Genomic DNA, 23,876 nt, shown 5'->3' on the forward strand with positions numbered 1-23,876 from the left:
CTATCTGATTTTTAATGTTACAATCGTTATAACAGCAAGTATAATCCCCACTATCCAAAATCTTGTGACTATTTTAGACTCATGATATCCTCTTTTCTGATAATGATGATGTAGCGGAGACATTAAAAAAATCCTTCTTCCCTCACCAAACTTTTTCTTTGTATACTTAAAATAAGACACCTGTAAAATCACCGATACGAGTTCAATCAGAAAAATGCCACATAAAATTGGAATAAGTAATTCCTTTCTAATCATAATGGCAAATGCCGCAATAATTCCTCCTATTGCCAAGGAGCCAGTATCTCCCATGAATACTTGAGCCGGATAAGAGTTGTACCATAAAAAGCCGACACACGCTCCAACGAAAGCTCCGGCAAACACAACCAACTCACCTGAATTGGGGATATACATAATATTAAGGTAGTCGGCAAAAATACTATTACCTGAAACATAAGCTAAAATAGCAAGCGTGACACCGATAACAGCAGAAGTTCCTGTTGCCAAACCATCAATACCATCTGTAATATTGGCACCATTTGATACGGCAGTAATAATAAAAACGACGAATATTAAAAAAACAATAAACACATATTTACCCTCTGGAACACCAAAAACATTCAACACCCTTCCGTAGTCAAATTCATTGTTTTTATAAAAGGGAATATTCGTTTTAGTTGATTTCACTTCCACGTTATAATAGCTCTTAGTTCCATCAAAATTCTGTTGCATCTCGATATTCTCCCCCTTCATAGGGCCGCTAACCTTCTGGCGAGTAACTATCGACGGGTGGTAATACATTGTCCAAGCGATGATAATTCCCAGGCCGATCTGCCCCACTACTTTGAATTTGCCCGCCAATCCCTCCTTATTATTTTTGAATACTTTTATATAATCATCGATAAAACCTACCGCTCCCATCCATATAGTAGCTGTAATCATTAATATGACATATATATTTTCCAGTTTGGCAAATAAGAGGGTGGGCAATAAGATACCGGCAATAATAATAAGTCCTCCCATTGTAGGGGTACCCTGTTTCTGCGTTTCGCCTTCCAGTCCCAAGCTTCGTACAGTCTCGCCTACCTGCTTACGTCGCAAAACGCTGATCAATCGTCCTCCATATACCGTAGTAATAATCAACGACAGTATAACCGCCATGCCGAAGCGGAAAGATATGTACTGAAACACACCTGCCCCCGGCAGATTAAAACTATCATGTAAATATGAAAATAGATAGTACAACATTTTTAACGACTATATTTTGCTCAGTGTAATACATTATTTTGCTGTCGGCCTTGACAACAATTTTATTCGTTTAACTCTTTAAAAAGATCATTTAAGATAGCCTTATCATCAAACGGCTTCCGTTGACCCATAATTTCCTGATATTTTTCATGCCCCTTTCCTGCGATCAAAACAATATCACGAGGTTGGGCTAAATGTATGGCAGCTTTAATTGCTTCGTATCGATCTGTAATTGCAAAAACATTCCGCTTTCTATCTTTAGGCACACCCTTTTCCATATCGTTTATAATTGCGTGTGGGTCTTCACCTCTTGGGTTATCAGACGTTATAATAACCTTATCACTTAGTTGGGCAGCTACCGAAGCCATTTCCGGCCTCTTTGTTTTATCTCTATCTCCCCCGCATCCCAGAACTGTAATGATATGTTCTTTCCCTTTACGCAAACCGGAAATCGTCTGCAACACATTCTTGACAGCATCCGGCGTATGTGCGTAGTCCACAATTCCGACAACACCGTTAGGTGCAACTTGAGCATCAAACCGTCCCTCTGCTCCCGATAATCTACTTAAAACGGTTAGTACTCGCATACTATCTTGTTCTAAAAGAACCGCAACACTATATGCTGCTAATAGGTTATAGGCGTTAAAACCACCAATCAATTTCGTCCACACCTCTTTGCCATCAATATTCATCAACATTCCGTTAAAATGATTTTCAATCACTTTCCCCCTATAATCTGCAATATTTTTTAGCCCGTAAGTCTTTTTATAGGCAACAGTATTCTGCAACATTACCAGACCGTTCCTATCATCTATATTTGTTAAGGCAAAAGCAGACTTCGACAAGCCATCAAAAAAAGCTTTTTTCGCCTTTAAGTATGCGTTAAATGTTTTGTGAAAATCTAAATGATCATGGGTGAGGTTTGTAAACACCCCTCCAACAAATGTCAACCCTTTTATGCGCTGTTGCACTACGGCATGTGAACTAACTTCCATAAAGCAGTAATCACAACCATTATCTGCCATTTCTGCCATTAGTTTATTTAAAGCTATGGGGTCTGGAGTGGTATGCGTAGCTGCTATTATTTTATCATTAATCTGGTTTTGCACCGTTGAAAGCAAGCCTACGTTAAAACCCAATTCCATAAACAGCTTATGTAACAAGGTAGCCACCGTTGTTTTACCATTTGTCCCTGTCACACCCACTAGCCTCAGACGATTAGAGGGTTTTCCATAAAAATTTGAAGCCATGATTCCCAATGCATTGGCCGCATCTTCCACTTGCAAATAAGTAACGTGATCATTGATTGAATCAGGAAGCACCTCGCACACGACTGTTGTTGCGCCATATGCAATCGCCTTATCTATAAATAGATGTCCATCTGTATTGATACCCCTGATAGCAACGAACAAATCTTTTGTTATTACTTTCCTTGAGTCAAAACATATCGCATGGATATCCCGTTCAATAACACCCACCGTTTGGCTTATTGCCACTCCATTTAATATTTTTGACAACTTGATCATTCTAGCTCGATTGTTATGGGCAAACCTTTGTTAATCGTTTCACCAGGTGTCACCGATTGCTTCACCACTTTTCCTTTTCCTTTTACAAATGGTTTCATACCGACATTTCCTAGCAGGTACATAGCATCCTTCAATCCCATACCCCTTAGATCTGGTACTCTCCCCTCGTCTATATCATCATCTACTAAAAAACGTAACTCCTCGGTAGTGTCCTCCTCCGCCTCCTTGTGTCGGGTATTTAATCCAAAAGCATTAAATACGTGCTGGCTGTCCTTCTGGAAACCTGCTTTAATGGTAGGGATATTATTTACCGAGGTGTACTTTAAATGATTAAAATCATGATACATCTGCGCATCTGCGGCATAAACACGTTCCGCTACTTCTTTGAAGACCGGCGCAGCTACTTTTATCGCATAATACCCTCCTTTTCTAGGATTCTGTATAACTACAATCATAGAATATTTCGGATTATCTGCCGGGAAATATCCAGCAAAAGACCCCTGATATCGTCGTTTACTCTTATAACCTGCAGCTCCATCTGCCATCTGTGCAGTACCCGTTTTCCCAGCCATCTTAAACAATGAATTCTTCAGTTCCCTTGCCGTTCCTTCTTCCACCACGCCCTCCAACATACCTTTAATTTTTCCTAGCGTCTCTTCCGAAACTATTTTTTCATTAATAACCCTAGCTTCAAACTTCTCGACCGTATTTCCTAATCGTCTAATTTCCTTTACAAACAAAGGGGCTACCATCTTTCCATCATTGGCAACTGCATTGTATAAAGTAAGCATTTGCAAAGGCGTCACTTTCAATTCATAACCGTAAGCCATTTGCGGCAAACTTAAGCCACTCCAAGACTTACTCTTTGGTGTTTTTATTAACGGTGTACCTTCTCCAGGTATCTGTAAACCTAAAGGATCGTTCAGATGCATAGCATACAATCTCTTAGTAAATGCCCCCGGGTTATCTTTATAATTTTGATGAATAAGTTTGGTAATAGCTGTATTAGAGGAAACCTCGAATGCCCTTTTTACTGAAATTTTTCCATAGCCCCCATGATGTGAATCGCGGATAGTATGTCTGTGCACACGAAACGTTCCGTCCTCGGTATCAACAATATCGCTGGTATCAATTTTCCCATCTTCCAAAGCGGCCATATAGGAGGCCAGCTTAAAAGTAGAGCCTGGTTCAGAGCTTTGCGCAATTGCGTAGTTAAATTTCTCTTTATAATGACCTTCATCTACCCGCGTAAAGTTAGCCACTGCTCTTACTTCGCCCGTAGCTACTTCCATTAATATTACACAACCATTATCCGCATCACTAGCAATCAGTTGTTTTTCCAGTGCTCTCTGCGCTACGTCCTGCATATTGATATCGATAGTTGATATAATATCTGCGCCATCTGTTGGAGCAACTTCTGTATCTTCATTAATAGGCATCCAACTACCGCCAGCAATACGTTGCACCAATCTACTTCCCTTTAGCCCGTCGATGTAATTTGCGTAAGCACCCTCCAGCCCAACAGGCTGCACATTTTCGTTTTTATATCCTATGGTACGTGCGGCCAATGTTTTAAAGGGTAAAATTCTTTTATTTTTTTGTTCAGCGATTAATCCCCCTTTATATTTCCCTAAGTTGAATATTGGAAAAGTGCGAACCACCTTCATCTCCTGAAAGCTTACGTTTCGTTTGACTAAATAATATCGGTTCCGATCTTTCCTTGCTTTCCGAAGTAAACGTCTATACTGATCAACCGATTTATCTTTAAAAAATACCGCTAAATTACTTGCAAGCGAATCCACTTTCGCATAAAATACATCATCTTCTAAAATTCCTGGAGCAACCATGTCCATTCTAACGTCATATTCAGGAACAGATGTTGCCAATAAACTTCCATCAGAAGAGAAAATATTACCCCTTGTTGCTTCCACTGTCTGGTAACGGGTAGACAAGCTATCAGCCATTGCCTGCCAATGCTGCCCTTCCACCATTTGCAGACCGAACATTTTGTAGAGTACAGCCACCGCAAAGATCACCATCACTCCAAATGACAGGTAGACCCTTAATAATATGTCTGTTCTAATATTCATTGCTTTCAGTACTGCCTATAGTAATTACGCTTATTTGTATTTTTAGTTATCACTATTATCCGCTAAAACAATTTTTTTTGGTGGATCAGTCAACGCCTTTAATCCCAAGGTGTCCACCTTCTTTAGCACCTCACTTTGCGTGCTTCTCAGCATCAAATCTGCCTTTAAGGATTTGTACTCCCAGCTCAAATATTTCACTTCCCGCGACAAAGCATCTATTTCTCTTACACTATCCTCTGCAAAATGCCTATTTGCTATATACGCAATAGCCAACAGTGCCAAAAAACCAATAAACGGCACCGCGGCCACCACACGCGAAGGCGAAAAACCATTTAAGCTGAGGACAGACCGGAGAAAATCATGGGAAGCGTCTGCCTTTGCCTCCACGGCGTCGCGCATCGCCTCTTGTTCTTCCTCGCTTAATTCTTTTTTCTTATACCCATTCGACATAAGACTATATTTCTATTTTGTTATACACTACCCCTAAACTACCTCCCGCTAAAGCCTCTCAGCCGTTCGTAACTTCGCACTTCGAGCTCGGCTATTTAAATCCACTTCCTCACTCGACGCCGTAACCGCTTTCCGAGTAATCAGCTTAAATGGCTTTATTTCATTTCCGTAAAAATCTTTTTCAACATCTCCTCTAAATTTACCCTTTGCCATAAAATTCTTCACCAATCTATCTTCCAATGAATGGTATGACATCACCACCAGTCGCCCTCCCGGCCTTAAAACCGATGTTGCTTGCGACAGAAACTCCTGCAAAGCGTCCAACTCCTTATTAACTTCAATACGCAGCGCTTGAAAAAGTTGAGCATAATATTTATTCTCTTTACCTCGAGGCACCATTTTCGCAACTGTTGCCTTCAGATCAGCCACGGTATTTATTGGTTTGACAATACGTGCTGTGACGATCGATCTTGCCAGGGTACGTGCATTCTGAATCTCACCGTACATACCAAATATTTTATGCAAATCTTCTTCGCTATAAGAATTCAACACCGTCTTAGCATCCAAATCTCCCTCTTTATCCATACGCATATCAAGCGTAGCATCAAAACGGATAGAAAAACCCCTATCTGCTTCATCAAACTGATGCGACGACACCCCTAAATCAGCCAAAATACCATCTACATGTTTTAGCCCATATAACCGGAGGTTATTTTTTAAAAAACGAAAGTTTTGATGGATCAACTGAAATCTTTCGTCCGGCAATACATTTCTAAGTGCGTCTGGATCTTGATCAAAAGCCAATAAGCGTCCATTTTTATCCAAACGGCTAATAATTTCTTTGGAATGTCCACCTCCTCCAAACGTCACATCCACATAGACTCCATCGGGCTTGATCGCCAGCGCCTCCATGCATTCTCTCAGCATAACCGGTATGTGATACGTTTTATCCATCGGTTCTTTTATTTAGATTCCCCATCACTTCTTCCGCTAAAGCAGCAAAATCATCTCCTTCGTCCTCCCACTGCTCATCATATACATGTTTTGCCCAGACTTCGATTTTATTAAACTGACTAGCAAGAACGATCTCTGTACCAATCTCGGCATATTCAAGCAAAGATTTCGGCAATAACACCCTGTTTGCAGAATCCAAACCAAGTTCGGTAGCCCCGCGCATAAACTTACGTACGAACTCACGCGTTTTCCTCTCGAATGTATTTAACTTACTAAGCTCCTCCATAATCCTATCCCACTCCCTTCTAGGATAAATAACTAAATGCGACTCCAACCCTCGGTTAATGACAAGCCCTTCCCGTTCAACCTCAGGCATTTGCTTTTTGAGGCCGGCAGGCAACACCATTCTTCCTTTGGTATCGAGCTTACATTCAAATTCTCCGAGAAAATGAGCCATCTATACAGTTTATCCAAATAATCAAATGTAAAATTAGAGATTTCTTCCACTTTCTCCCACTTTCTCCCACAAAAAAGTTTTCCACACCCGATATCTCCCACAGAGACATCTAAATGTAGCAGCTTTGCGCGCTGTTATTTTTTAGAAAAAACAAGCAGAAACCTACTTGAGCGCTCCGAACCTCGTCCATTAGACTTCCAACCGTTTATATAAAAATATATAAAGAGAATTATCGATTCCATCAGATACAATTCATCTATATGTAACATCTCGAGTAAAGCGTTAATTTTTTTCAAAGAATAACCATTTGCACAAAACATTTTTTATCCGTAAATTGTATTACAGATACGCCGCTAAGTCTAATTAAGGAACAAAATACTGGGGCGGCCAATTATAATTATAAGCTGTATTAAAATTGAGAAGTTATGAATTTCAAAAAGTTATGCATACAACTTTCTATAGTAGGAGGTTTATGTTTGTCCTTAACATCCTGTACTTCTAAATCACTAAAAGATCAACGGGCGGAGCAACAAATTGAATACATATTACTTCCGGAAACTCATATCGAAGTGGTAGACGGGGTAGCTACTTTTACTGGAACTTTTCCTGACGAGGCTAGCAGAGATGAAGCCGAACGCACTGCAAAGGGAATTAAGGGAATAAAATCGGTGATAAATAATGCTACGATCGCTTCCAGTAGCCCAGAAGTACAATTGACCAGTGATACCACGGCGACAACTTCGACTCCTTGATTAGCACAAAATATGTTGAGCATTAACCAAAACTTATAAATAAAAAAAGTAGCAAGGATCCTTGCTACTTTTTTAAAGAGTTGTAAAACTACTATTCGTTAATAGCTTTCACTCCTGGCAGCTCTCTACCTTCCATATATTCTAACAAGGCTCCTCCACCTGTACTCACATAGCTAACGTCCTCGGTAAGCTTAAATTTTGTGACAGCCGCAGCTGAATCACCACCACCTATCAACGAAAAGGCACCTTGTTTCGTAGCGTCTACTACTGCCTCGGCAACAGCCCTAGTACCTTTAGCAAAGGTATCCATCTCAAAAACCCCCATTGGACCATTCCATAATATTGTTTTAGAAGATCTAATAACATCTCCAAATTCCCTTGATGATTCAGCACCAATGTCAAGTCCCATTTCATTCGATGGTATTTGATCATTTGGTCCATCGTATACTTGCGCATCATCGGAGAATTTATCTGCAATCTGAGCATCAGTTGGTAAAATCAATTGTACGCCTTTCTCTTTTGCTTTCTTCACTAAACTATTTGCCAGATCCAACTTATCAAGCTCTACCAAAGATTGGCCTATTTCACCTCCCCTAGCCTTGACAAAAGTGTATGCCATACCACCGCCGATTATTAAATTATCAACTCTTCCCAGCAAGGCCTCTATAAGATCCAATTTATCAGACACTTTAGCCCCACCCATTATCGCAGTAAATGGTCTTTCTGGCTGATTTAAAACCTTTTCTGCATTCTTCAGTTCAGCAGCCATCAAATAACCAAAATATTTTGCTCCTGAAAAAAACTTTGCTATCACAGCAGTAGAAGCATGTGCCCGGTGCGCTGTCCCGAAGGCATCATTAACATAAATGTCTCCCAAAGCCGCTAACTCTTCAGCAAAAGATTCATCGCCTTTTTCCTCCTCTTTATAAAAACGTAGATTTTCTAGCAACAATACTTCGCCTGCCTTTAAATTCGCTGCTTTTTCCTTAGCTTGTTCTCCAATACAATCATCTGCAAACTGCACCTCTGTACCTAACTCTTCCGACAAATGATCAACAATATGTCTTAACGAGAACTTCTCTGTAGGCCCCTCTTTAGGACGCCCTAAATGCGACATCAAGATCACCGCACCACCGTCTTTTATTATTTTTTCAATCGTAGGTTTCGCGCCTTTGATACGATTATCATCAGTGATATTAAAATGTTCATCTAAAGGGACATTAAAATCAACTCGAACTAGGGCTTTCTTACCGGAAAAATTTAAATCATCAATTGTTTTCATTTGTATAAAGTTATTTTAATTTTATTTTAAAAGTCATACTAAACAGTTCTGCCTAATGAATTATTTCACCACTAAAAGGCTAATTAATTAAATTTTATCATCAAACAGAACGTTCCCTTAAATATTTTGCAACAAACATATAGAAAATTGCACTTTAATACAATTCCATATATTACTCACTTTTAATTATCGAAGCCGCAAATACATTACGCGATGCAAACCAATTTCAGGCACTTCAAACTCATCGGAAACAAATTCGAATCCGAGATTCTGATAAAAGCGAAACGCTATCTCACGTGCATTGCACCACAAATAAGACACCTGCTGCCCTTTAAGATAAACCGCTAAAAAATTCACTAACTGATTCCCCAGACCTCGGCCCTGAAAATCGGGATGAGTTGCCATCCCCCTTAGTTGGTAACCTATCCCCTCATAGCCGTCCTTCTTTTGTGGAAACGCAGTAAGTATGCATTTCGGTTCATTGTCTCCTTCGTCAATCATACCTAAATGAATGGTATCGGGTCTTTCATCTTCCTTAAATACACATAAACCGTAGAGCTTTCCGTTCCTTAATACCAAACTCCGCAACGGAAGCACCTCAGCGGGCGGTATGAATTTTATCGTCATATCTTGTTGTTGCACATCCTTTTTTTAAAAATTGCACTTCAGTTTGAGTCAATTTTAAATCAACAAATACGGTATTTACGCTGCTATAACTCCTTGAAGTTTCACCAACAAATCTACCAATCTATTTGCATAACCAGTCTCATTGTCGTACCATCCAACAACTTTCACAAGTCCTCCCACAACTGACGTAAGCTTTGCATCAAAAACACATGAATAAGGTGAATTAATAATATCAACAGAAACGATAGGATCTTCGGTATATTGCAAAATTCCAAATAGTTCATCGCTTGCAGCACTTCTAAAAGCTTCATTAATAGTTTCAACAGATGGTTTTCCCTGTAAAATACATGTAAAATCTGTTAACGATCCGTTCAGCACCGGGACCCTTATACCAGCGCCACCCAGCCTCCCTTCCAAATGGGGAAAAACACTGGTAACAGCTTTTGCCGCACCGGTAGTTGTGGGTATAATAGATGACGATGCCGCTCTAGCCCGACGCAAATCCCTATGAGGTGCATCGTGCAGATTCTGATCGCCCGTCATCGAGTGCACCGTTGTAATATACCCATCAATAATTTTCCAATTATCATCGAGCACTTTTATCATTGGAGCTACATTATTGGTTGTACAGGAAGCATTAGACAATAATTTAGCTGTCCAATCTATCGTACCGTCATTTACCCCCAAAACAACTATAGGCACATCCCTATCACCTGAAGGAGCTGATATGATTACTTGCTTGGCTCCAGCATACAAATGTTGCTCGGCAACTGAACGGTTCGTGAATCTACCGGTAGACTCAACAACCACATCGACATCAAAGGGTTGCCAAGGTAAATTCAATGGCACTTCCTCTTTACATACCGCTATTCTTTTTCCATTTACCACTAAACAACCAGTTTCTGCACTAATTTCACCCTGGAAGGGTCCGTGTACAGAATCATACTTAAATAAATGCGCTAAGGTTTCCACCTCAGTGAGGTCATTTATTGCTACGACGTCCATTGTGGTATTGCGCAACAATATATTTCTTAAGGTATTGCGGCCAATACGACCAAACCCATTAATAGCAATCTTCATCTAATTTATATATCATCCATTTTTAATATTAAAAGACACAGTTCCCCCAAACCACCAAACAAACTTAGATAAAATGCTCGGCATTCAAGAACACTGATAAAAAACAATTGAAAAGTGGATAAATGAAAAATATTTGACCTCTTATTGTCTTTTAAAACACTCGAAAGACATGCTAAACTTAACAAACGTGGAGACAAATGTTACAAACAAAACTGTTCATCCACTGTTTTCTAATTAGTATTTTAACTGTCAATTTATGAAAAAAGAAAGCAAAACTCCGGCTTACGAACCGAAGGATTCAGAACAAGAAACCAAAAGCAGCAACAAGGCCGTAAAAACTAAAAAAGATAAAACATATAAAAAAGAGTCAGCTATTTTGGGGAACCCAGCTAAAAAACGCATGTTTAGCGAACAACCTCCAACAAAACACAACACGCGAAACTAACACCTTATAGCTCATTTAAATACTGATTTAACAACCTATTAAACGTAGTCGGATCCTCCAAATTCGGTAGATGTCCGCACTTATCCATCACTTCTAATTTAGCATTTTTTATATTTTTTCTAAGTATTTCGGTTTGTTCAACGCTCATCAATTGATCCTCAGCTCCCCGAATAATAAGACAGGGAAAAGGGATATTTTGAAGACTGTCTGTGGTATCCGTGCGTGAGGCTAAGGCCAGTAACGTCGCACAAATACTCCTTACATCATTCCGTCTTATACTACTCCTGATCATTTCAACTTCATCCATCTTGGTTAACAGACTCTCCTCGGAAAACACTCGCTTTACAAAGCCTATTGCAAATACTCTCCTTCCAAATTTAAGCACCGATTGTATGGTTTCGAAACGTTTAATTTTGGCTTCGTCACTATCCGCCTGCGAATTGGTGTCGGCCAGCACTAGTCCCTTAAATAAATGAGGGGCTAATTGATTAGCACGAAGTGCTATATAACCACCCATCGAAAGGCCGCACAATACCACTTCCTTCAAATTGAGCTTTTCAATAAACACGATCAGATCTTTAGCAAAAACATCTATACTAAAATAACCATGGCCTATGGTACTCAGACCATGCCCTCTCACATCTACCGCTATACCACTAACGTTGTTGGGCAAGGTTTCCAATTGATTTAACCACATATTTTTGTTGAAAGGGAAGCCGTGTAGAAACACAACGGTTTTTTGAGGGGGCGTAGAGGATTCCTTTAGGAAGTAGGATATACTTATATCGCCGATTCTTATTTTTTTTCGCTGCATAGAGAAGTTATGATCCATGTTCTATTAACCTCAAAGCTAGAAATAAGTTTTCCATTATAAAAATTGGCTGCGACCATTTTTCCCTTTTAATTACCGTTATTAGACTGACCACTTTGATTAATAGCAAATTAATCAAACATATCAGCTACAACAAAACTCATATAACCGTGCTAAGGTTCTTAGGGGCAGCAACTGAAAAGAACCGATTTTCCATCGGTCATTCTATTAGCCTTTTAGTATAAATAAATAACATATTAACAATTTTTCTTTATTTATTTTTGGAATTTTGATAATCGTTCATATCTTTGCAATCCAATTCGGAATGCACTTGTAGCTTAACTGGATAGAGCACCTGACTACGGATCAGGAGGTTAGGGGTTCGACTCCCTTCAAGTGCACAAATTAATTTAAAGCCTAATCCATTTCTGATTAGGCTTTTTAAATTTTATAAGCATGCTAAATTTAGTTTTATTTGGCCCTCCTGGAGCCGGGAAAGGCACTCAATCTCAGAAACTTATTAAAAAATATCAATTGGTCCATTTATCAACTGGCGATATCCTGCGTGGAGAAATTGCTCAAGGTACCACACTGGGGGTAGAGGCCAAGAAATTAATGGATGATGGCAAACTGGTTCCAGACGAAGTTGTAATCGGTATGATCAGCAATAAACTCGACAGCAATAGCGACGCCCAGGGTTTTATTTTCGATGGTTTTCCTCGTACAGTAGCTCAGGCAGAGGCATTGGACAAGCTGTTAGCATCTAAAGACGAGAAAATTTCAGGTATGATTGCGCTGCAGGTAGATGAGGAAGAACTTGAAAAACGACTCCTCTTAAGAGGTCAGGAATCTGGCCGTTCGGATGATGCCAATCCTGAAATTATCCGTAAGCGAATCGTTGAGTACCAGTCCAAAACAGCTCCAGTTGCCAATTATTACCAAGAACAAGGCAAGTTGCAAAACATACACGGTATAGGAACTATCGAAGAAATATTCGACAACATTTGTAAAGTTGTTGATACTTATTAAGTACCGCCATTACGAACTATTTTTAAAATAAAAACAATCATCTGAATAATGGCACAAGGTTCTAATTTTGTTGATTACGTTAAGATCTGTTGCCGGTCGGGCCATGGAGGAGCGGGATCGGCTCACCTCCACCGCGATAAACACACCGCTAAAGGCGGGCCTGACGGAGGTGATGGAGGACGCGGCGGACACATTGTTCTGAAAGGCAATGCACAACTTTGGACTTTGTTACACTTAAAATACAGAAAACACATCATTGCAGAACCTGGCAATCCTGGTGCAAGTGCACTCCAACATGGTAAAAACGGAAAAGATGAAGTTTTAGAGGTTCCACTCGGAACCATCGCAAAAAACGCTGAGACAGGGGAAGTTTTATTTGACATTACCGAAGACGGTGAAATGAAAATTCTAACAGCGGGGGGTCGCGGAGGTCTGGGCAATTGGCATTTTAAAAGTGCTACCCAACAAACTCCACGTTTTGCACAACCTGGCGAAGCTGGAAAAGAAGAATGGATGGTTCTCGAGCTCAAAGTTCTAGCAGATGTTGGCTTAGTTGGTTTTCCAAATGCCGGGAAATCAACGCTCCTATCTGTAGTTTCCGCCGCAAAACCGGAAATTGCCGACTATCCCTTCACTACACTAATTCCTAACTTAGGTATTGTTTCCTATCGCGACAGTAAATCGTTCATCATGGCCGACATTCCAGGCATTATTGAAGGTGCGTCAAAAGGTAAAGGATTGGGATATCGATTTTTACGACATATCGAAAGAAATTCTGTTTTACTATTCATTGTCCCGGCAGACACTCATCGCGCTATCGCTGACGAATATAATATTCTACTGAATGAACTGACAGCCTATAATCCGGAATTGCTCGACAAACCTCACCTATTAGCCATAACAAAATCAGACTTATTGGATGAAGAGTTACGATCAGAAATTGAACAGGAATTACCGAAAAACATTAAGCATGTATTCATATCTTCTGTCGCCCAGAAAGGTATACAGGAGTTAAAGGACCTGATTTGGCAAGCAATCAACAGCTAACCCATCTCTACAGTATTATATCATCCAACCTCCATGAGTCCTTTCTTAATAACCCTATTATTTAGCTACCTTATCTAATTATAGCTATACTCCGTCTATAAATTAAACGCTCAATAGCAGATGAGAGACCAAAAAAAAGCTATTTTTTAAAGCTTTGGGCTCTTATCTATGTTCAAGCTGGCTTCACCAATAATTGTTGTTCTGATAAATAAAAGGTAATTACACTTTTAATTTTGTCTCTTTGCCATTCGTGAATGTCGAGCATTTTGGCTAAGTTTATAATAAAAAGATGAAAGCAGATAAACGGTAAAAAAAAACAACCAGTATAAACTTGCAAGACATCCATACTGTTCAAACTTTTCACCAAAATATGTTTGACCTAACAAAACAGATTAGGCAAGGAATGAAAGCAACTGGCTTTCAGGCGATTTTTAGTCTAAAAAACGGACGGTCGTGTGTAAGAGTTTTACTTAAAAGACCTTTTCTACAAACTCATCAACATATTACCCAACAATTAAACGGACAATAAAAATGAAAAAATGCATTTTTTACTTTTTTGGAATATTGATTTTCAACCCATTCGCTACTTTAGCGCAAAACGCTCGACAGCTAAAAAACTTGATTCATAATTCCGAAATTCTAAATGATCATTTCACGGGTTTCGCGTTATACGATTGCGAAAAAGAAGAGATGGTTTATAGCCAAAATGCCGACAAACATTTTACTCCTGCATCTAATACCAAAATTTTTACTTTATATACTGCCTTAAATATGCTGGGCGATTCCATTCCTTCCATAAGATATACGATACGTGGAGATTCACTCATTTTTTGGGGTACCGGAGATCCTACATTGTACAGAAAAGATTTCAACTCTGACAAGGTTCACTATTTTTTAAAAAATGCTCCACAGAAACTTTATCTCGCTTATGACAATTATGAAGGAAATTTTTATGGTCGAGGGTGGCCTTACGGCGACTATGACGCCTACTATCAAGCAGAAATCAGTTCCCTTCCAGTTGGCGGCAATCTGGTTACCTTCTCCACCGATAGTCAATCCATCGCACTTAATATTTATCCTCGTTATTTTAGCAGATTTTTAACCTGTGATTACAACTTTCATTCGTCCAGTTATAAGATAAAGAGATCGCTTACAAAAAATACCTTCACGCACCCTGACCTTCATCCAGAACACAATTTTGAACAACAGGTACCTTTCAAGACCACGGCCCTTCTAACCAAAACACTACTTGAAGACACATTGAAAAGACCCATTCAAATAGTAAACATTTCCACACCTGTAAACGCCCACACGATTTACAACGAAGAGTCTGACACTGTATATCGGGCCTTGATGTTGCCGAGCGACAATTTCATTGCAGAGCAGCTACTTTTAGTATGTTCCTCAACCATAGGCGATACACTAAGCGCAACGAAAGCTATCGAATATAGTAAAGAGCACTTTTTAAAAGATCTGCCTCACACAATTAACTGGGCCGATGGTTCTGGACTTTCACGTATGAATCTTTTCACTCCCGAAAGCATTATTGCGTTGTTGAAAAAAGTGGAACAGAACGTCAGTGATACCGCACGCCTACACCGTATATTTCCTACCGGAGGACTTACGGGTACATTAAAGAACGCATACAAAACAGACCAAGGTGAAGCTTTTGTTTGGGCCAAAACAGGTTCCTTAAATGCTGTTCATAATCAGAGTGGCTACTTAATTACCAGAAAAGGCAAACGGTTTATTTACTCGTTTATGAATAATAATTTTGTTAGACCCACTTCTGAAATACGCGAGGAAATGGTTAGGATTATCACTGCAATAAGAAATCGTTACTAAATCACCTGGCGTATACTCTTGATCTTCATTTTGAGCAAATGTAGTTCCTCTTCACGACGAATTAATAGTGTAACTGTTTTCTTGGCTCTTTGCAGCGCTTTTTTATAAGCACTAAAATCCATGGAGAAATTGTTGTCCACGGCAAGCAAAAGGTCGTCCTTCTTCAGCCCCGCTATATCAGCTGGAGAACCTTTGATAACACTTCCTATCACGATATTGCTATCTATTAATAGTAGATCAAGTCCGGAATATGCATAATCAAAGCGGTCACGATAACTTTTATTAGGTGTTAAATGTATATCACCCTTTGCGTAATTGTAGATCATATTAAATCTTCTGAGAATGTCGTTACCAATCAGCCCTCCAAGATAAGGGTAAGAAGTAACATCGAATACGTCATCAAAAATCAATGTAGGCACGTGTCTAAACCGGTAAGGACCAAACCTAAGTTGTTTTATAACGGTAAGTTGCATCTCAATCTTTCCACCAAGCCCATGCCCTTCCTTCGGCCAAAGTTTTCTATTCCAGGAGAGTAATGTACTATCTTCAACAAACTCTTTAGAAAGCATTACACAAACACCCGCTCCAATATCATGTAAAAACCGGGCATTTACCTCATGTTTATCTCGTAAAGTTGCTCCCTGCACAACTAGGCTTTTTATATTAGGTTTGAGCAAAAACCCTCCTTTAGGATAACGTAGTGTACCTTGAGAACATAACTCGATGTAATGTTCATCATAGTCAATTTTTACGATGTACCTACTGAATACTGAATAACCAATAATCCCATCCACCCTTACACCATATATACTTGACAGAAAAGAATAGTCGTTAATATGGAAATTCAAGCTATCTACAGTATACTCTGGAAAGTTAAGACTTTTGTTATAGAGGTAGCTAACTTCTCTAACGCCCGCTACCCCCCTTATACGCACAGATGTGGGGGTGGGTTGAAGATCTAGATGATCAACAAGCGTAGAATCGAGTGAAATCCCTCCGCTGCCCGTATCCAAAATAAAATTTAGCGAATCCGGATGGTTATCCAATGTTGCTTTAAGGACAATTACACCGCCTGTTAACGTAGTGAAAGGAATTTTACTCAACACTTGAGACGGCGAGGGCACGATCTCCTCCTGTGCATAAGCTCGACAACTGAATAGAATAATAAACCCATAAACAAACAACAGTTTGGCCTTCATACGGTTTCAAATGGTTAGCTGTATTAAAGTTATGGAAAACTGGAAAGATATCAAAAAAAAACAGGCCATTAATCGGGGAGACTAATGACCTGTTTACCAATTATAAACCTAAATTATGAAAGTGCAAATATACTCATAAAATTTATAATATCAAAATCTCTTAAAGATACCAGTACTTTTTAAAAAAAGAATAAAAGATTTTCCCGAATTTCAACTGTTCAAACTGATTTACAGAATCCTGAAACCAACTGTTAACGTATACATTCCAGTACGTTGCTCCAATAGCTCATTAAATTTTGTAAATCCTCTATTATAACGGGCATCAAGTGTAATGCTTCCCAAATCAACCCCCACATTAAAAACACCTCCCATATTAAATCGCTCATATTCAGTACCATTTATTTCAATGGGCTTATTCAAACTGTAGCTAAAGTCAGGACCTATTGAAACTCGAATGTTCATCTGAGCATCGTCAATAAGCTTATACCCGATCATCAATGGCACATTTAACTGGTTAAACTTTGGGTTAAACTTCTCGCCCTGAAAAATGAATTCACTGGAAAAGCGCGTATAATTTATTTCAGGCTGAAAAAAAAGTGTTTGTCCTATTCTACCAAAAGCGCCTACCGTAAACCCTACTTTCCCTTTTTCTTCGTTTACCTCATTATGACCAGCATATAAGTTGGTATAATTAGCTCCCGCTTTGACACCAAAGGTTAAATTCTCCGTTTGAGCAGCAATATGATTACCCGCACAAAAAAACACGCCTGAAATTACGGCTAATAGCTTTAATATTTTCATTTTTTTGTTGATTAAATTCATAGCTATGACAGCCAACACGCATACTGCCCCTACCTTGCTTTTTTATTTTTTGGATGCTCAATCAAAAATAACGGGCATAAACTTTATTGACGCATCATATTTCCACCTGGAAACCAACACATAACACTTTTTTTTATTTTAATTTTTTGAAATTTAAAATGGATATATATCTTTGCAAACCGAAAAACGAATACGTATTTCTAGAAAAGAAAAAATGGCCCGTTCGTCTAGGGGTTAGGACGCCAGATTTTCATTCTGGAAACAGGGGTTCGATTCCCCTACGGGCTACACATCTTGAAGTCAAAACATACAAAAGCCTGCAAATTAAACGTTTGCGGGCTTTTTGTTTTTTACAGCATCCTGATTCATTCAATTATTCGCATAAAACCAGTGAGTAATTCAGTGAGTCAATTCCCCGCATACCTTTACTCACTGGAAACGTTGTAACGAATTGTAAGACAACGTGTTCAACCATTGAACATCTTGACCACGCAAGGCTGCAAGGCTAATTTTGTTTCACTTAAATGATGTATTATCATGAGTACAAATTATTCCTTGCTCTTCTACTTGAAGAAGCCCAAAAATTATGCAGGTGGTGCCAAACCCATCTACATGCGCATCACCGTGGCCGGTGAACCTAAGGAAGTGTCCACCGGCCGCGAATGCGACCCCGTACGCTGGAACGCCAAGGCCAATCGTGCAAAGGGTACCAAAGAGGATATCCGTGGCCTGAACGCCTACCTCGACACGATGGAACGAAAGGTGGCCGATGCCCATCTGCAACTCGTAAAGGACGGCGCGGAAATCACCGCCGACTCGCTGAAACTGAAATACCTTGGCAAAGACGTGCAACGGCGGTATTTGATGGAAACGTTTACCGAACACAACCGGAAAATGGAAGCATTGCTGGGCAAGGGCTTCAAACCCAACACGCTGAAAGGCTACAACACTTCGGTGGGACATCTTACCGCATACCTATTGAAATGCCACGGCGAAACGGACATCGACATCCGGTGCATTGACCATGCCTTCATCACGGGTTATGAGTTTTTCCTGCGCTCGGACATGGCGTGCAGCGCGGTGTCGGCGGCCAAGTACATGAAGCACCTGCGCAAAATCGTCAACCTGTGCATCGCCCACCGATGGATTACGGAAAATCCCTTTGCGTTTTACAAGACAAAGGCCAAACCAAGGGAAAAGGAATTCCTTACGCCCGATGAATTGGACAGGGTAGCCAAAAAGGAGTTCAGCATACCAAGGCTCGCCCATGTGCGCGACATCTTCGTGTTCTGCTGCTACACGGGGCTGTCATACGCCGATGTGCGGAAACTGCAAAAGACGGACATCGCAAAGGGCATCGATGGCAGGCTATGGGTATTGACCAGCCGTGAGAAAACGGAAACTTCCTCCAACATCCCCTTGCTGCCGCAAGCCTTTGAAATCATCGAACGCTATGCGGACTATCCGCCATGCGTGGCAAAGGGGCTGGTGCTTCCAGTATTGAGCAACCAAAAGATGAACAGCTACCTGAAAGAGATTGCCGACCTGTGCGGCATCACCAAAAAGCTGACATTCCACATGGCGCGACACACATTCGCCACCACGGTGACACTGGCCAACAACGTGCCCATCGAAACGGTTTCCAAAATGCTGGGGCATACCAACATCAAGACCACCCAGCACTATGCCAAGCTGCTGGACACGCGGATTGGCAGCGATATGGAGAAACTAAAAGAAAAGTTAGGATTCCGTACAAACATTTCGTTATCGGCTCATTAACGGTTCTTATTAGCTCATATCGGCTCATTATTAAGTTCTTTTTTATAAATTTGTGTCATGAGCAAAGTAAGTGTACATACTGAATTTCTTGATATCAATTGGAAACTGATAGTCCTTATCAGTGAAATTGATAGGTTCGATGCCTCTTGGAAAGCCATTGAACGGAGAGAGGGGCAAAGCCTGAAAGAGCTTAAATCAATCGCTACGGTTAGAAGTGTTGGGGCTTCAACCCGTATTGAGGGCTCCAAACTAACGGATGAAGAAGTCGATATTCTTCTTAAGAACATGGACATCTCAAAACTTCAAGAGCGGGATGAGCAAGAAGTCGTCGGATATTATGAGGCCTTGGACGTCATTGATGAAAATTTTGAAGAAATTCCGGTGACTGAAAACGGTTTAAAAAACCTACATAATGTTCTTTTGAAATATAGTGAAAAAGATAGATGGCATAGGGGAAACTATAAGCAGCACTCCAATGCTGTTGAAGCGAATATGCCTGACGGAACAACACAGATAATATTTCAAACCACCGCACCGGGATTTCCCACAGAAGACGCGATGCGCGAATTAATGACATGGCATGATGCCGACAAGGATACACATCCTTTGGTTAAGTGTGCGCTTTTTTGCTATGATTTCGTATCTATCCATCCCTTTCAGGATGGAAACGGGAGGTTAAGCCGCTTGCTTGCTACGCTGCTTTTACGCAAATATGGGTATAAATGGATACGATATGTAAGTTTTGAACACGAAATCGAGAGTCAAAAAAATGAGTATTACAGGGTTTTAAGGACTTGCCAATCCCAAAGGCCGGGAGAGGATATCACGCCGTGGGTCATGTTTTTTCTGACGAGTTTGAAGAATGTTCAGGAGTCGTTGATGCTGAAGCTCGAAACCCATGGAGTACAACAGGCCATCTCACAAAGGGAAAGACATTTGTTGACCATAATTGAGGCAAATCCGGGTATAAAAACCAGCGACATGGCGAAAAAACTTGGTGTTTCAAGTGCAACAGTGAAAAGGATGTTGGACAGTCTTTTGTCGGCAAAACTGATAGAAAGACACGGAATCGGCCCCGGGTCTTATTATACACTGTTATAGTCATCGGCTCACTATTGGTTCTTACTGGCTCATATCGGCTCATTTCAGACACCGTGTTTCTAAATCTGCACACACCAAGGCATTTTCACCGCTTAGGCCACCGAACGCAAGGCTGGGGAATCGGGTCAAGGGCGCCGGAGGGCAAAGGCCTGCGGGAGGGGGCGTTTATATACCCTTGACCTTTCCCACGCCGTGGGTAATTTTGGCCGGGCGGTGCAAAGGCCGGATGTTTTCACCCATCGGTAAACTCACCGCCTGATACCCCGTGACTGCGCTTTCTTTTTCCGTTTGCGCCGCTTCTCCTCCTCCTCGATGGGGCTTTGCTGCTCACCCGCTCCCTCCACCGGAGCCATCAGTAACCCCAATAGGTCGGCAGCCATACTGCCCGTGGTGGTCAGCATTTCGCCCACGCTTTCGAACATGCCTTGGGCAACATCATGCGCCAGCTCCATTGCCAACGGCTGACCCTGCGGATGCCGCTTCGTTAATTCCGTGAGCGTGTGCATCTGCGCTTTCTGCTGTGCGGTGCCGTTCTTCATCGTATTGGCATATTGCAGGCTGTCTTTCAGGTTACGCTCGAAGTCGAACAGTTCATCGAACAGCGTCTCGCCCGACTGCTTGAACGCGGTGCGGTCGAACTGCCCCAGCTTCTGCGAATGGGCTTTGTTTTTGCCACGTGACGTATTCTGCGGGCTTAGCTTGATTTTATTGGTGATATCCTTGCGGCTCACGATGATTTGGACGTGCATCTGCCGCCCCTCCTTGCGTTCGCCTTTTCTCTTTAGCCCGCTTTTCACTTCCTTGTCGTTGTGGCTGTAATAGCGGTGGTTTTCCAGTTTGCCGAACCAAAGCAAATCCCTGTGACTTTCGATGCCGGGGCGTTTGAAGTTACGGGCATACTCGTCCATTATCCTCGTGGCAAATTCCTTTAGCTTTTCCCGTGCCCCGTCCTCGCCGTATTTGGACACGAAGTGCGCCAGTTCCTTTTGGCTGGGGCTGACGTTGATGAGGAAGAATTTGCTGTCGTCCCTGCCCAGCTTGGCCACGTTGCGGTCGATGCCCGTCCGCACCTCGTGGGGTTTGATGTCGTTGGCCGTTCCATTGAACCAACGCTCCGGCTTATTTTCCATCCCGTTTTCCGGCTGCATCCGGTTTTCCTTTTCGAGGTAATGTACCAGCGCACCGCTGCTGCCCTTGTTGTCGCCCGTTTCCGACTTGGTGATGTTGATGTACATACGTTACAGATTATCCAACGATTGCCTTGCATGCTTGGCCAGTTCTTCTTTTTTAGCTGCCGATACAGGCCAGCCCAAGGCTTCACGCTGGGTGATGTAGTAGTCCAGTACCTGCCGGAACCTGGACTTCAATGTTTCCCTTTCCCGAATGTTGCCAAGTATCTTTTTCAGCGTGCTGGAGTTGCTACCTTTAAAGCGAGACAGATTTAGACAGTAATTTTAAATTTGTAGAAATGCATAGAAAATTTGATGATTCGTTTAAGATAATGGCGGTCGATTTGAGCGTTGTTAAGGGATCTGTAGCCGATGTAGCTAAGGAATTAGACATAGACCCCAGTTTACTGAGTAAATGGCGTAGAAATCCACGTTATAATGGGAATAAGGTTTTACCTGACAATCCCAAGATCAGTCCGGAGGAGCAGGAGTTAAGGATTTTACGCAAGAAATTAAGAGATACAGAATTAGAACGCGATATCTTAAAAAAGGCCATAGCCATCTTCTCCAGGGGAGACGGTCCATATACCGGTTCATAAAGGAGAACCGAGAAGTATATTCCGTAGAGAAGATGTGCGAAGTATTGAACGTTAGCAGCAGTTGTTTTTACCGTTGGCTGGTTTGGCCCGAATCCCCCAGGGAACAACGCAGTAAAGCACTTGTGGATAAAATACAGCAGGTACACAGTGACAGTAAGTATATCTATGGCAGCCCACGGATAACCGCAGAGCTGCACAAAAAAGGTGAAATGGTATCAAGAAGCTACGTAGCAAGATTGATGAAGAAACATGGGATACGAAGTAAGGTTAAGAAAAAATATAGGGTGACCACAGATTCGAGCCATAGTTATAGGATAGCTGAAAATCTCCTCCAAAGAGATTTTTCAGCGGATTCCCTATCGCAAAAATGGGTTAGCGACATTACTTACATCCATACCGGCAAAGGGTGGCTTTATCTAACAACGGTTATCGATCTGGCGGACAGAAAAGTCATTGGATGGTCTTTAAGCACCGATATGACGACTAAAAACACTTCTGTACAAGCCATCAAAATGGCTATTAGAAACCGAGGTATCAAAGATGGTCTTATCTTCCATTCGGATAGAGGGATCCAATATGCCTGCGATGAATTCAGGAGGGTAATTGTAAAAAACAAGATACTTCAAAGCATGAGTAGGAAGGCCAATTGCTGGGACAATGCAGTAGCTGAGAGCTTTTTCAAGACACTAAAGGCTGAAATGATCTACCATAGAAAATTCATCGATCAGCAATCGGCTAAATTGGAGATCTTTGGATATATTGAAGGTTTTTATAATACCAAAAGAACACATTCTGCCCTGGGATATAAAACCCCTAAGCAGATCGAAGAGATGCTATTGGAAAAAGAGAAAATGGCAGCATAAAAAAGTCTCCTATTTTAAGTTGCAATTCCATCATTGACCTGATCCAACAGATAAGGGACCTGCCCCTTCCCAATGGCAGAAAACTGGTAAGGAGCGATTATGACAGTCCTTACTATAAGCTTGTCGCGAAGTACTTCACCCATAAGGGAAAAGCAATATCCGTGGATACCGCACGGAACTATTTTGTGAAGAAGGATCCCAGGGATGCAACAAAGGGCGTTAAGATCGAAGAGCACGAAAAACTCTTCAAGATCGTACCCAAAGGCCAAGACTAAACCTCCCGTCCACTTTATAGACATGACCAACCGGCTCCGTTGGTCATCCAACCTACCCGATTATCCCCCAATTTTGTCCCGTTGGCACTACGGATATCCGTGCCATGTCGATCAGGAAAACAAATTGGGAAAGTATGGAAATAGACATCGTAACGAAAGAAGACCTCCGCAGAATGAAGATGGAAATGATGGAGGAGATCAGGGAGATCCTAAAAGAAAATGTTAAAAAGGAAAGTAACCGCCAGTGGCTCCGCAGCACGGAGGTAAGGGAGATGCTGGGCATCTCGCCGGGAACATTACAGAACCTCCGTATCAACGGGACGTTACCTTACCGAAAGATCGGTGGCAGTATGTATTACCGCAGGGAGGATATCAGGAAAATGATGGAGGGAGGTAACAGCAATGGGTGAGCGGATGGAATTGCCCAAG

25 protein-coding genes and 2 tRNA genes are annotated in these 23,876 nt (G+C 41.3%); 12 read left to right on the forward strand and 15 right to left on the reverse strand.

From position 1 onward, the window contains the following. The 6 genes from mraY to mraZ form a co-directional block, all read right to left on the reverse strand. Window positions 1-1,245 carry a phospho-N-acetylmuramoyl-pentapeptide-transferase gene (gene mraY / locus H8S90_RS00305; protein WP_187340671.1) on the reverse strand — a complete coding sequence of 415 codons (1,245 nt, stop codon included), beginning with the start codon at window positions 1,243-1,245 and terminating at the stop codon, window positions 1-3. Window positions 1,246-1,307: 62 nt separating this feature from the next. After that, window positions 1,308-2,771, reverse strand: a complete 1,464-nt coding sequence (locus H8S90_RS00310; RefSeq protein WP_187340672.1) for a UDP-N-acetylmuramoyl-L-alanyl-D-glutamate--2,6-diaminopimelate ligase — start codon at window positions 2,769-2,771, stop codon at window positions 1,308-1,310. Next, complete coding sequence (locus tag H8S90_RS00315) at window positions 2,768-4,861, reverse strand: penicillin-binding protein (RefSeq protein ID WP_187340673.1); 2,094 nt, start codon at window positions 4,859-4,861, stop codon at window positions 2,768-2,770. The genes H8S90_RS00310 and H8S90_RS00315 overlap by 4 nt, the downstream gene beginning before the upstream one ends. Window positions 4,862-4,903: 42 nt before the next feature. Beyond that, window positions 4,904-5,311 carry an FtsL-like putative cell division protein gene (locus tag H8S90_RS00320; protein WP_187340674.1) on the reverse strand — a complete coding sequence of 136 codons (408 nt, stop codon included), beginning with the start codon at window positions 5,309-5,311 and terminating at the stop codon, window positions 4,904-4,906. A gap of 48 nt (window positions 5,312-5,359) precedes the next feature. After that, a complete protein-coding gene (gene rsmH, locus H8S90_RS00325) occupies window positions 5,360-6,265 on the reverse strand; it encodes a 16S rRNA (cytosine(1402)-N(4))-methyltransferase RsmH (protein ID WP_187340675.1) in 906 nt (301 codons plus the stop codon). Further along, the gene (gene mraZ / locus H8S90_RS00330; protein WP_187340676.1) at window positions 6,258-6,722 is read right to left on the reverse strand and encodes a division/cell wall cluster transcriptional repressor MraZ; all 465 of its coding nucleotides are present in this window, start codon (window positions 6,720-6,722) and stop codon (window positions 6,258-6,260) included. Before mraZ ends, rsmH begins: the two co-directional genes overlap by 8 nt. 425 nt (window positions 6,723-7,147) lie before the next feature. On the opposite strand from mraZ, the gene H8S90_RS00335 reads away from it, so the two are divergent. After that, a complete protein-coding gene (locus tag H8S90_RS00335; protein ID WP_187340677.1) occupies window positions 7,148-7,474 on the forward strand; it encodes a BON domain-containing protein in 327 nt (108 codons plus the stop codon). A 91-nt stretch (window positions 7,475-7,565) separates the two neighbouring features. Here the strand turns inward: H8S90_RS00335 and pgk are convergent, their stop codons facing one another. From pgk to gap, 3 genes are all read right to left on the reverse strand, one after another. After that, the gene (pgk, locus tag H8S90_RS00340) at window positions 7,566-8,756 is read right to left on the reverse strand and encodes a phosphoglycerate kinase (protein ID WP_305082284.1); all 1,191 of its coding nucleotides are present in this window, start codon (window positions 8,754-8,756) and stop codon (window positions 7,566-7,568) included. A gap of 186 nt (window positions 8,757-8,942) precedes the next feature. Further along, window positions 8,943-9,398, reverse strand: coding sequence for a GNAT family N-acetyltransferase (locus H8S90_RS00345; protein ID WP_255501748.1), 456 nt, complete (start codon window positions 9,396-9,398; stop codon window positions 8,943-8,945). A gap of 60 nt (window positions 9,399-9,458) precedes the next feature. Further along, the gene (gene gap / locus H8S90_RS00350; protein WP_187340678.1) at window positions 9,459-10,463 is read right to left on the reverse strand and encodes a type I glyceraldehyde-3-phosphate dehydrogenase; all 1,005 of its coding nucleotides are present in this window, start codon (window positions 10,461-10,463) and stop codon (window positions 9,459-9,461) included. 256 nt (window positions 10,464-10,719) lie between these two features. Between gap and H8S90_RS00355 the strand changes: the two genes are divergently transcribed. Then, window positions 10,720-10,908: a hypothetical protein gene (locus tag H8S90_RS00355; protein WP_187340679.1), complete on the forward strand. Its 189-nt coding sequence runs from the start codon at window positions 10,720-10,722 to the stop codon at window positions 10,906-10,908. 4 nt (window positions 10,909-10,912) lie between these two features. Here H8S90_RS00355 and H8S90_RS00360 read toward each other — a convergent pair whose 3' ends face one another. Next, a complete protein-coding gene (locus H8S90_RS00360) occupies window positions 10,913-11,740 on the reverse strand; it encodes an alpha/beta fold hydrolase (RefSeq protein WP_187340680.1) in 828 nt (275 codons plus the stop codon). 306 nt (window positions 11,741-12,046) lie between these two features. Between H8S90_RS00360 and H8S90_RS00365 the strand changes: the two genes are divergently transcribed. The 4 genes from H8S90_RS00365 to H8S90_RS00380 all read left to right on the forward strand — a co-directional run bounded on the left by H8S90_RS00365 (window position 12,047) and on the right by H8S90_RS00380 (window position 15,640). After that, window positions 12,047-12,120 (forward strand) — tRNA-Arg (locus H8S90_RS00365). A gap of 55 nt (window positions 12,121-12,175) precedes the next feature. Beyond that, window positions 12,176-12,748: an adenylate kinase gene (locus H8S90_RS00370; protein ID WP_187340681.1), complete on the forward strand. Its 573-nt coding sequence runs from the start codon at window positions 12,176-12,178 to the stop codon at window positions 12,746-12,748. A 48-nt stretch (window positions 12,749-12,796) separates the two neighbouring features. Beyond that, window positions 12,797-13,795 (forward strand): GTPase ObgE, encoded by a 999-nt coding sequence (gene obgE, locus H8S90_RS00375; protein WP_187340682.1) that lies wholly within the window; start codon window positions 12,797-12,799, stop codon window positions 13,793-13,795. 531 nt (window positions 13,796-14,326) lie between these two features. Next, window positions 14,327-15,640, forward strand: a complete 1,314-nt coding sequence (locus tag H8S90_RS00380) for a D-alanyl-D-alanine carboxypeptidase (RefSeq protein ID WP_187340683.1) — start codon at window positions 14,327-14,329, stop codon at window positions 15,638-15,640. Here the strand turns inward: H8S90_RS00380 and H8S90_RS00385 are convergent. Together H8S90_RS00385 and H8S90_RS00390 are read right to left on the reverse strand one after the other, a co-directional pair. Further along, on the reverse strand, window positions 15,637-16,839 hold the full coding sequence (locus tag H8S90_RS00385; protein WP_187340684.1) for a pepsin/retropepsin-like aspartic protease family protein: 1,203 nt from the start codon (window positions 16,837-16,839) through the stop codon (window positions 15,637-15,639). The genes H8S90_RS00380 and H8S90_RS00385 overlap by 4 nt on opposite strands. A gap of 228 nt (window positions 16,840-17,067) precedes the next feature. Then, a complete protein-coding gene (locus H8S90_RS00390; protein ID WP_187340685.1) occupies window positions 17,068-17,640 on the reverse strand; it encodes a porin family protein in 573 nt (190 codons plus the stop codon). Window positions 17,641-17,877: 237 nt separating this feature from the next. Here H8S90_RS00390 and H8S90_RS00395 point away from each other — a divergent pair. The 3 genes from H8S90_RS00395 (at window position 17,878) to H8S90_RS00405 (ending at window position 20,541) form a co-directional block, all read left to right on the forward strand. Then, window positions 17,878-17,949, forward strand: a tRNA-Glu gene (locus H8S90_RS00395). A 249-nt stretch (window positions 17,950-18,198) separates the two neighbouring features. Then, window positions 18,199-19,440 (forward strand): site-specific integrase, encoded by a 1,242-nt coding sequence (locus H8S90_RS00400; protein ID WP_187340686.1) that lies wholly within the window; start codon window positions 18,199-18,201, stop codon window positions 19,438-19,440. Between the two features lie 57 nt (window positions 19,441-19,497). Further along, window positions 19,498-20,541 (forward strand): Fic family protein, encoded by a 1,044-nt coding sequence (locus H8S90_RS00405; RefSeq protein ID WP_187340687.1) that lies wholly within the window; start codon window positions 19,498-19,500, stop codon window positions 20,539-20,541. Between the two features lie 248 nt (window positions 20,542-20,789). On the opposite strand, the gene H8S90_RS00410 is transcribed toward H8S90_RS00405, so the two are convergent. Together H8S90_RS00410 and H8S90_RS26085 are read right to left on the reverse strand one after the other, a co-directional pair. Beyond that, window positions 20,790-21,776 carry a DUF5712 family protein gene (locus tag H8S90_RS00410; protein ID WP_187340688.1) on the reverse strand — a complete coding sequence of 329 codons (987 nt, stop codon included), beginning with the start codon at window positions 21,774-21,776 and terminating at the stop codon, window positions 20,790-20,792. 3 nt (window positions 21,777-21,779) lie between these two features. Next, window positions 21,780-21,908, reverse strand: a complete 129-nt coding sequence (locus H8S90_RS26085) for a hypothetical protein (RefSeq protein ID WP_255501749.1) — start codon at window positions 21,906-21,908, stop codon at window positions 21,780-21,782. A 101-nt stretch (window positions 21,909-22,009) separates the two neighbouring features. Here H8S90_RS26085 and H8S90_RS00415 point away from each other — a divergent pair, with 101 nt between their 5' ends. Together H8S90_RS00415 and H8S90_RS00420 are read left to right on the forward strand one after the other, a co-directional pair. Further along, window positions 22,010-22,309, forward strand: a complete 300-nt coding sequence (locus H8S90_RS00415; RefSeq protein ID WP_187339052.1) for a transposase — start codon at window positions 22,010-22,012, stop codon at window positions 22,307-22,309. Further along, window positions 22,237-23,172, forward strand: a complete 936-nt coding sequence (locus H8S90_RS00420) for an IS3 family transposase (protein ID WP_255501942.1) — start codon at window positions 22,237-22,239, stop codon at window positions 23,170-23,172. The genes H8S90_RS00415 and H8S90_RS00420 overlap by 73 nt, the downstream gene beginning before the upstream one ends. Window positions 23,173-23,186: 14 nt before the next feature. Here H8S90_RS00420 and H8S90_RS26090 read toward each other — a convergent pair whose 3' ends face one another. After that, on the reverse strand, window positions 23,187-23,315 hold the full coding sequence (locus H8S90_RS26090; protein ID WP_255501750.1) for a hypothetical protein: 129 nt from the start codon (window positions 23,313-23,315) through the stop codon (window positions 23,187-23,189). A gap of 266 nt (window positions 23,316-23,581) precedes the next feature. Between H8S90_RS26090 and H8S90_RS00425 the strand changes: the two genes are divergently transcribed. Continuing rightward, window positions 23,582-23,857 carry a helix-turn-helix domain-containing protein gene (locus H8S90_RS00425; RefSeq protein ID WP_187340689.1) on the forward strand — a complete coding sequence of 92 codons (276 nt, stop codon included), beginning with the start codon at window positions 23,582-23,584 and terminating at the stop codon, window positions 23,855-23,857. Window positions 23,858-23,876: the final 19 nt, after the last annotated feature.

This window comes from Olivibacter sp. SDN3, assembly GCF_014334135.1.
In the GTDB taxonomy this organism is placed as follows: Bacteria; Bacteroidota; Bacteroidia; order Sphingobacteriales; family Sphingobacteriaceae; genus Olivibacter.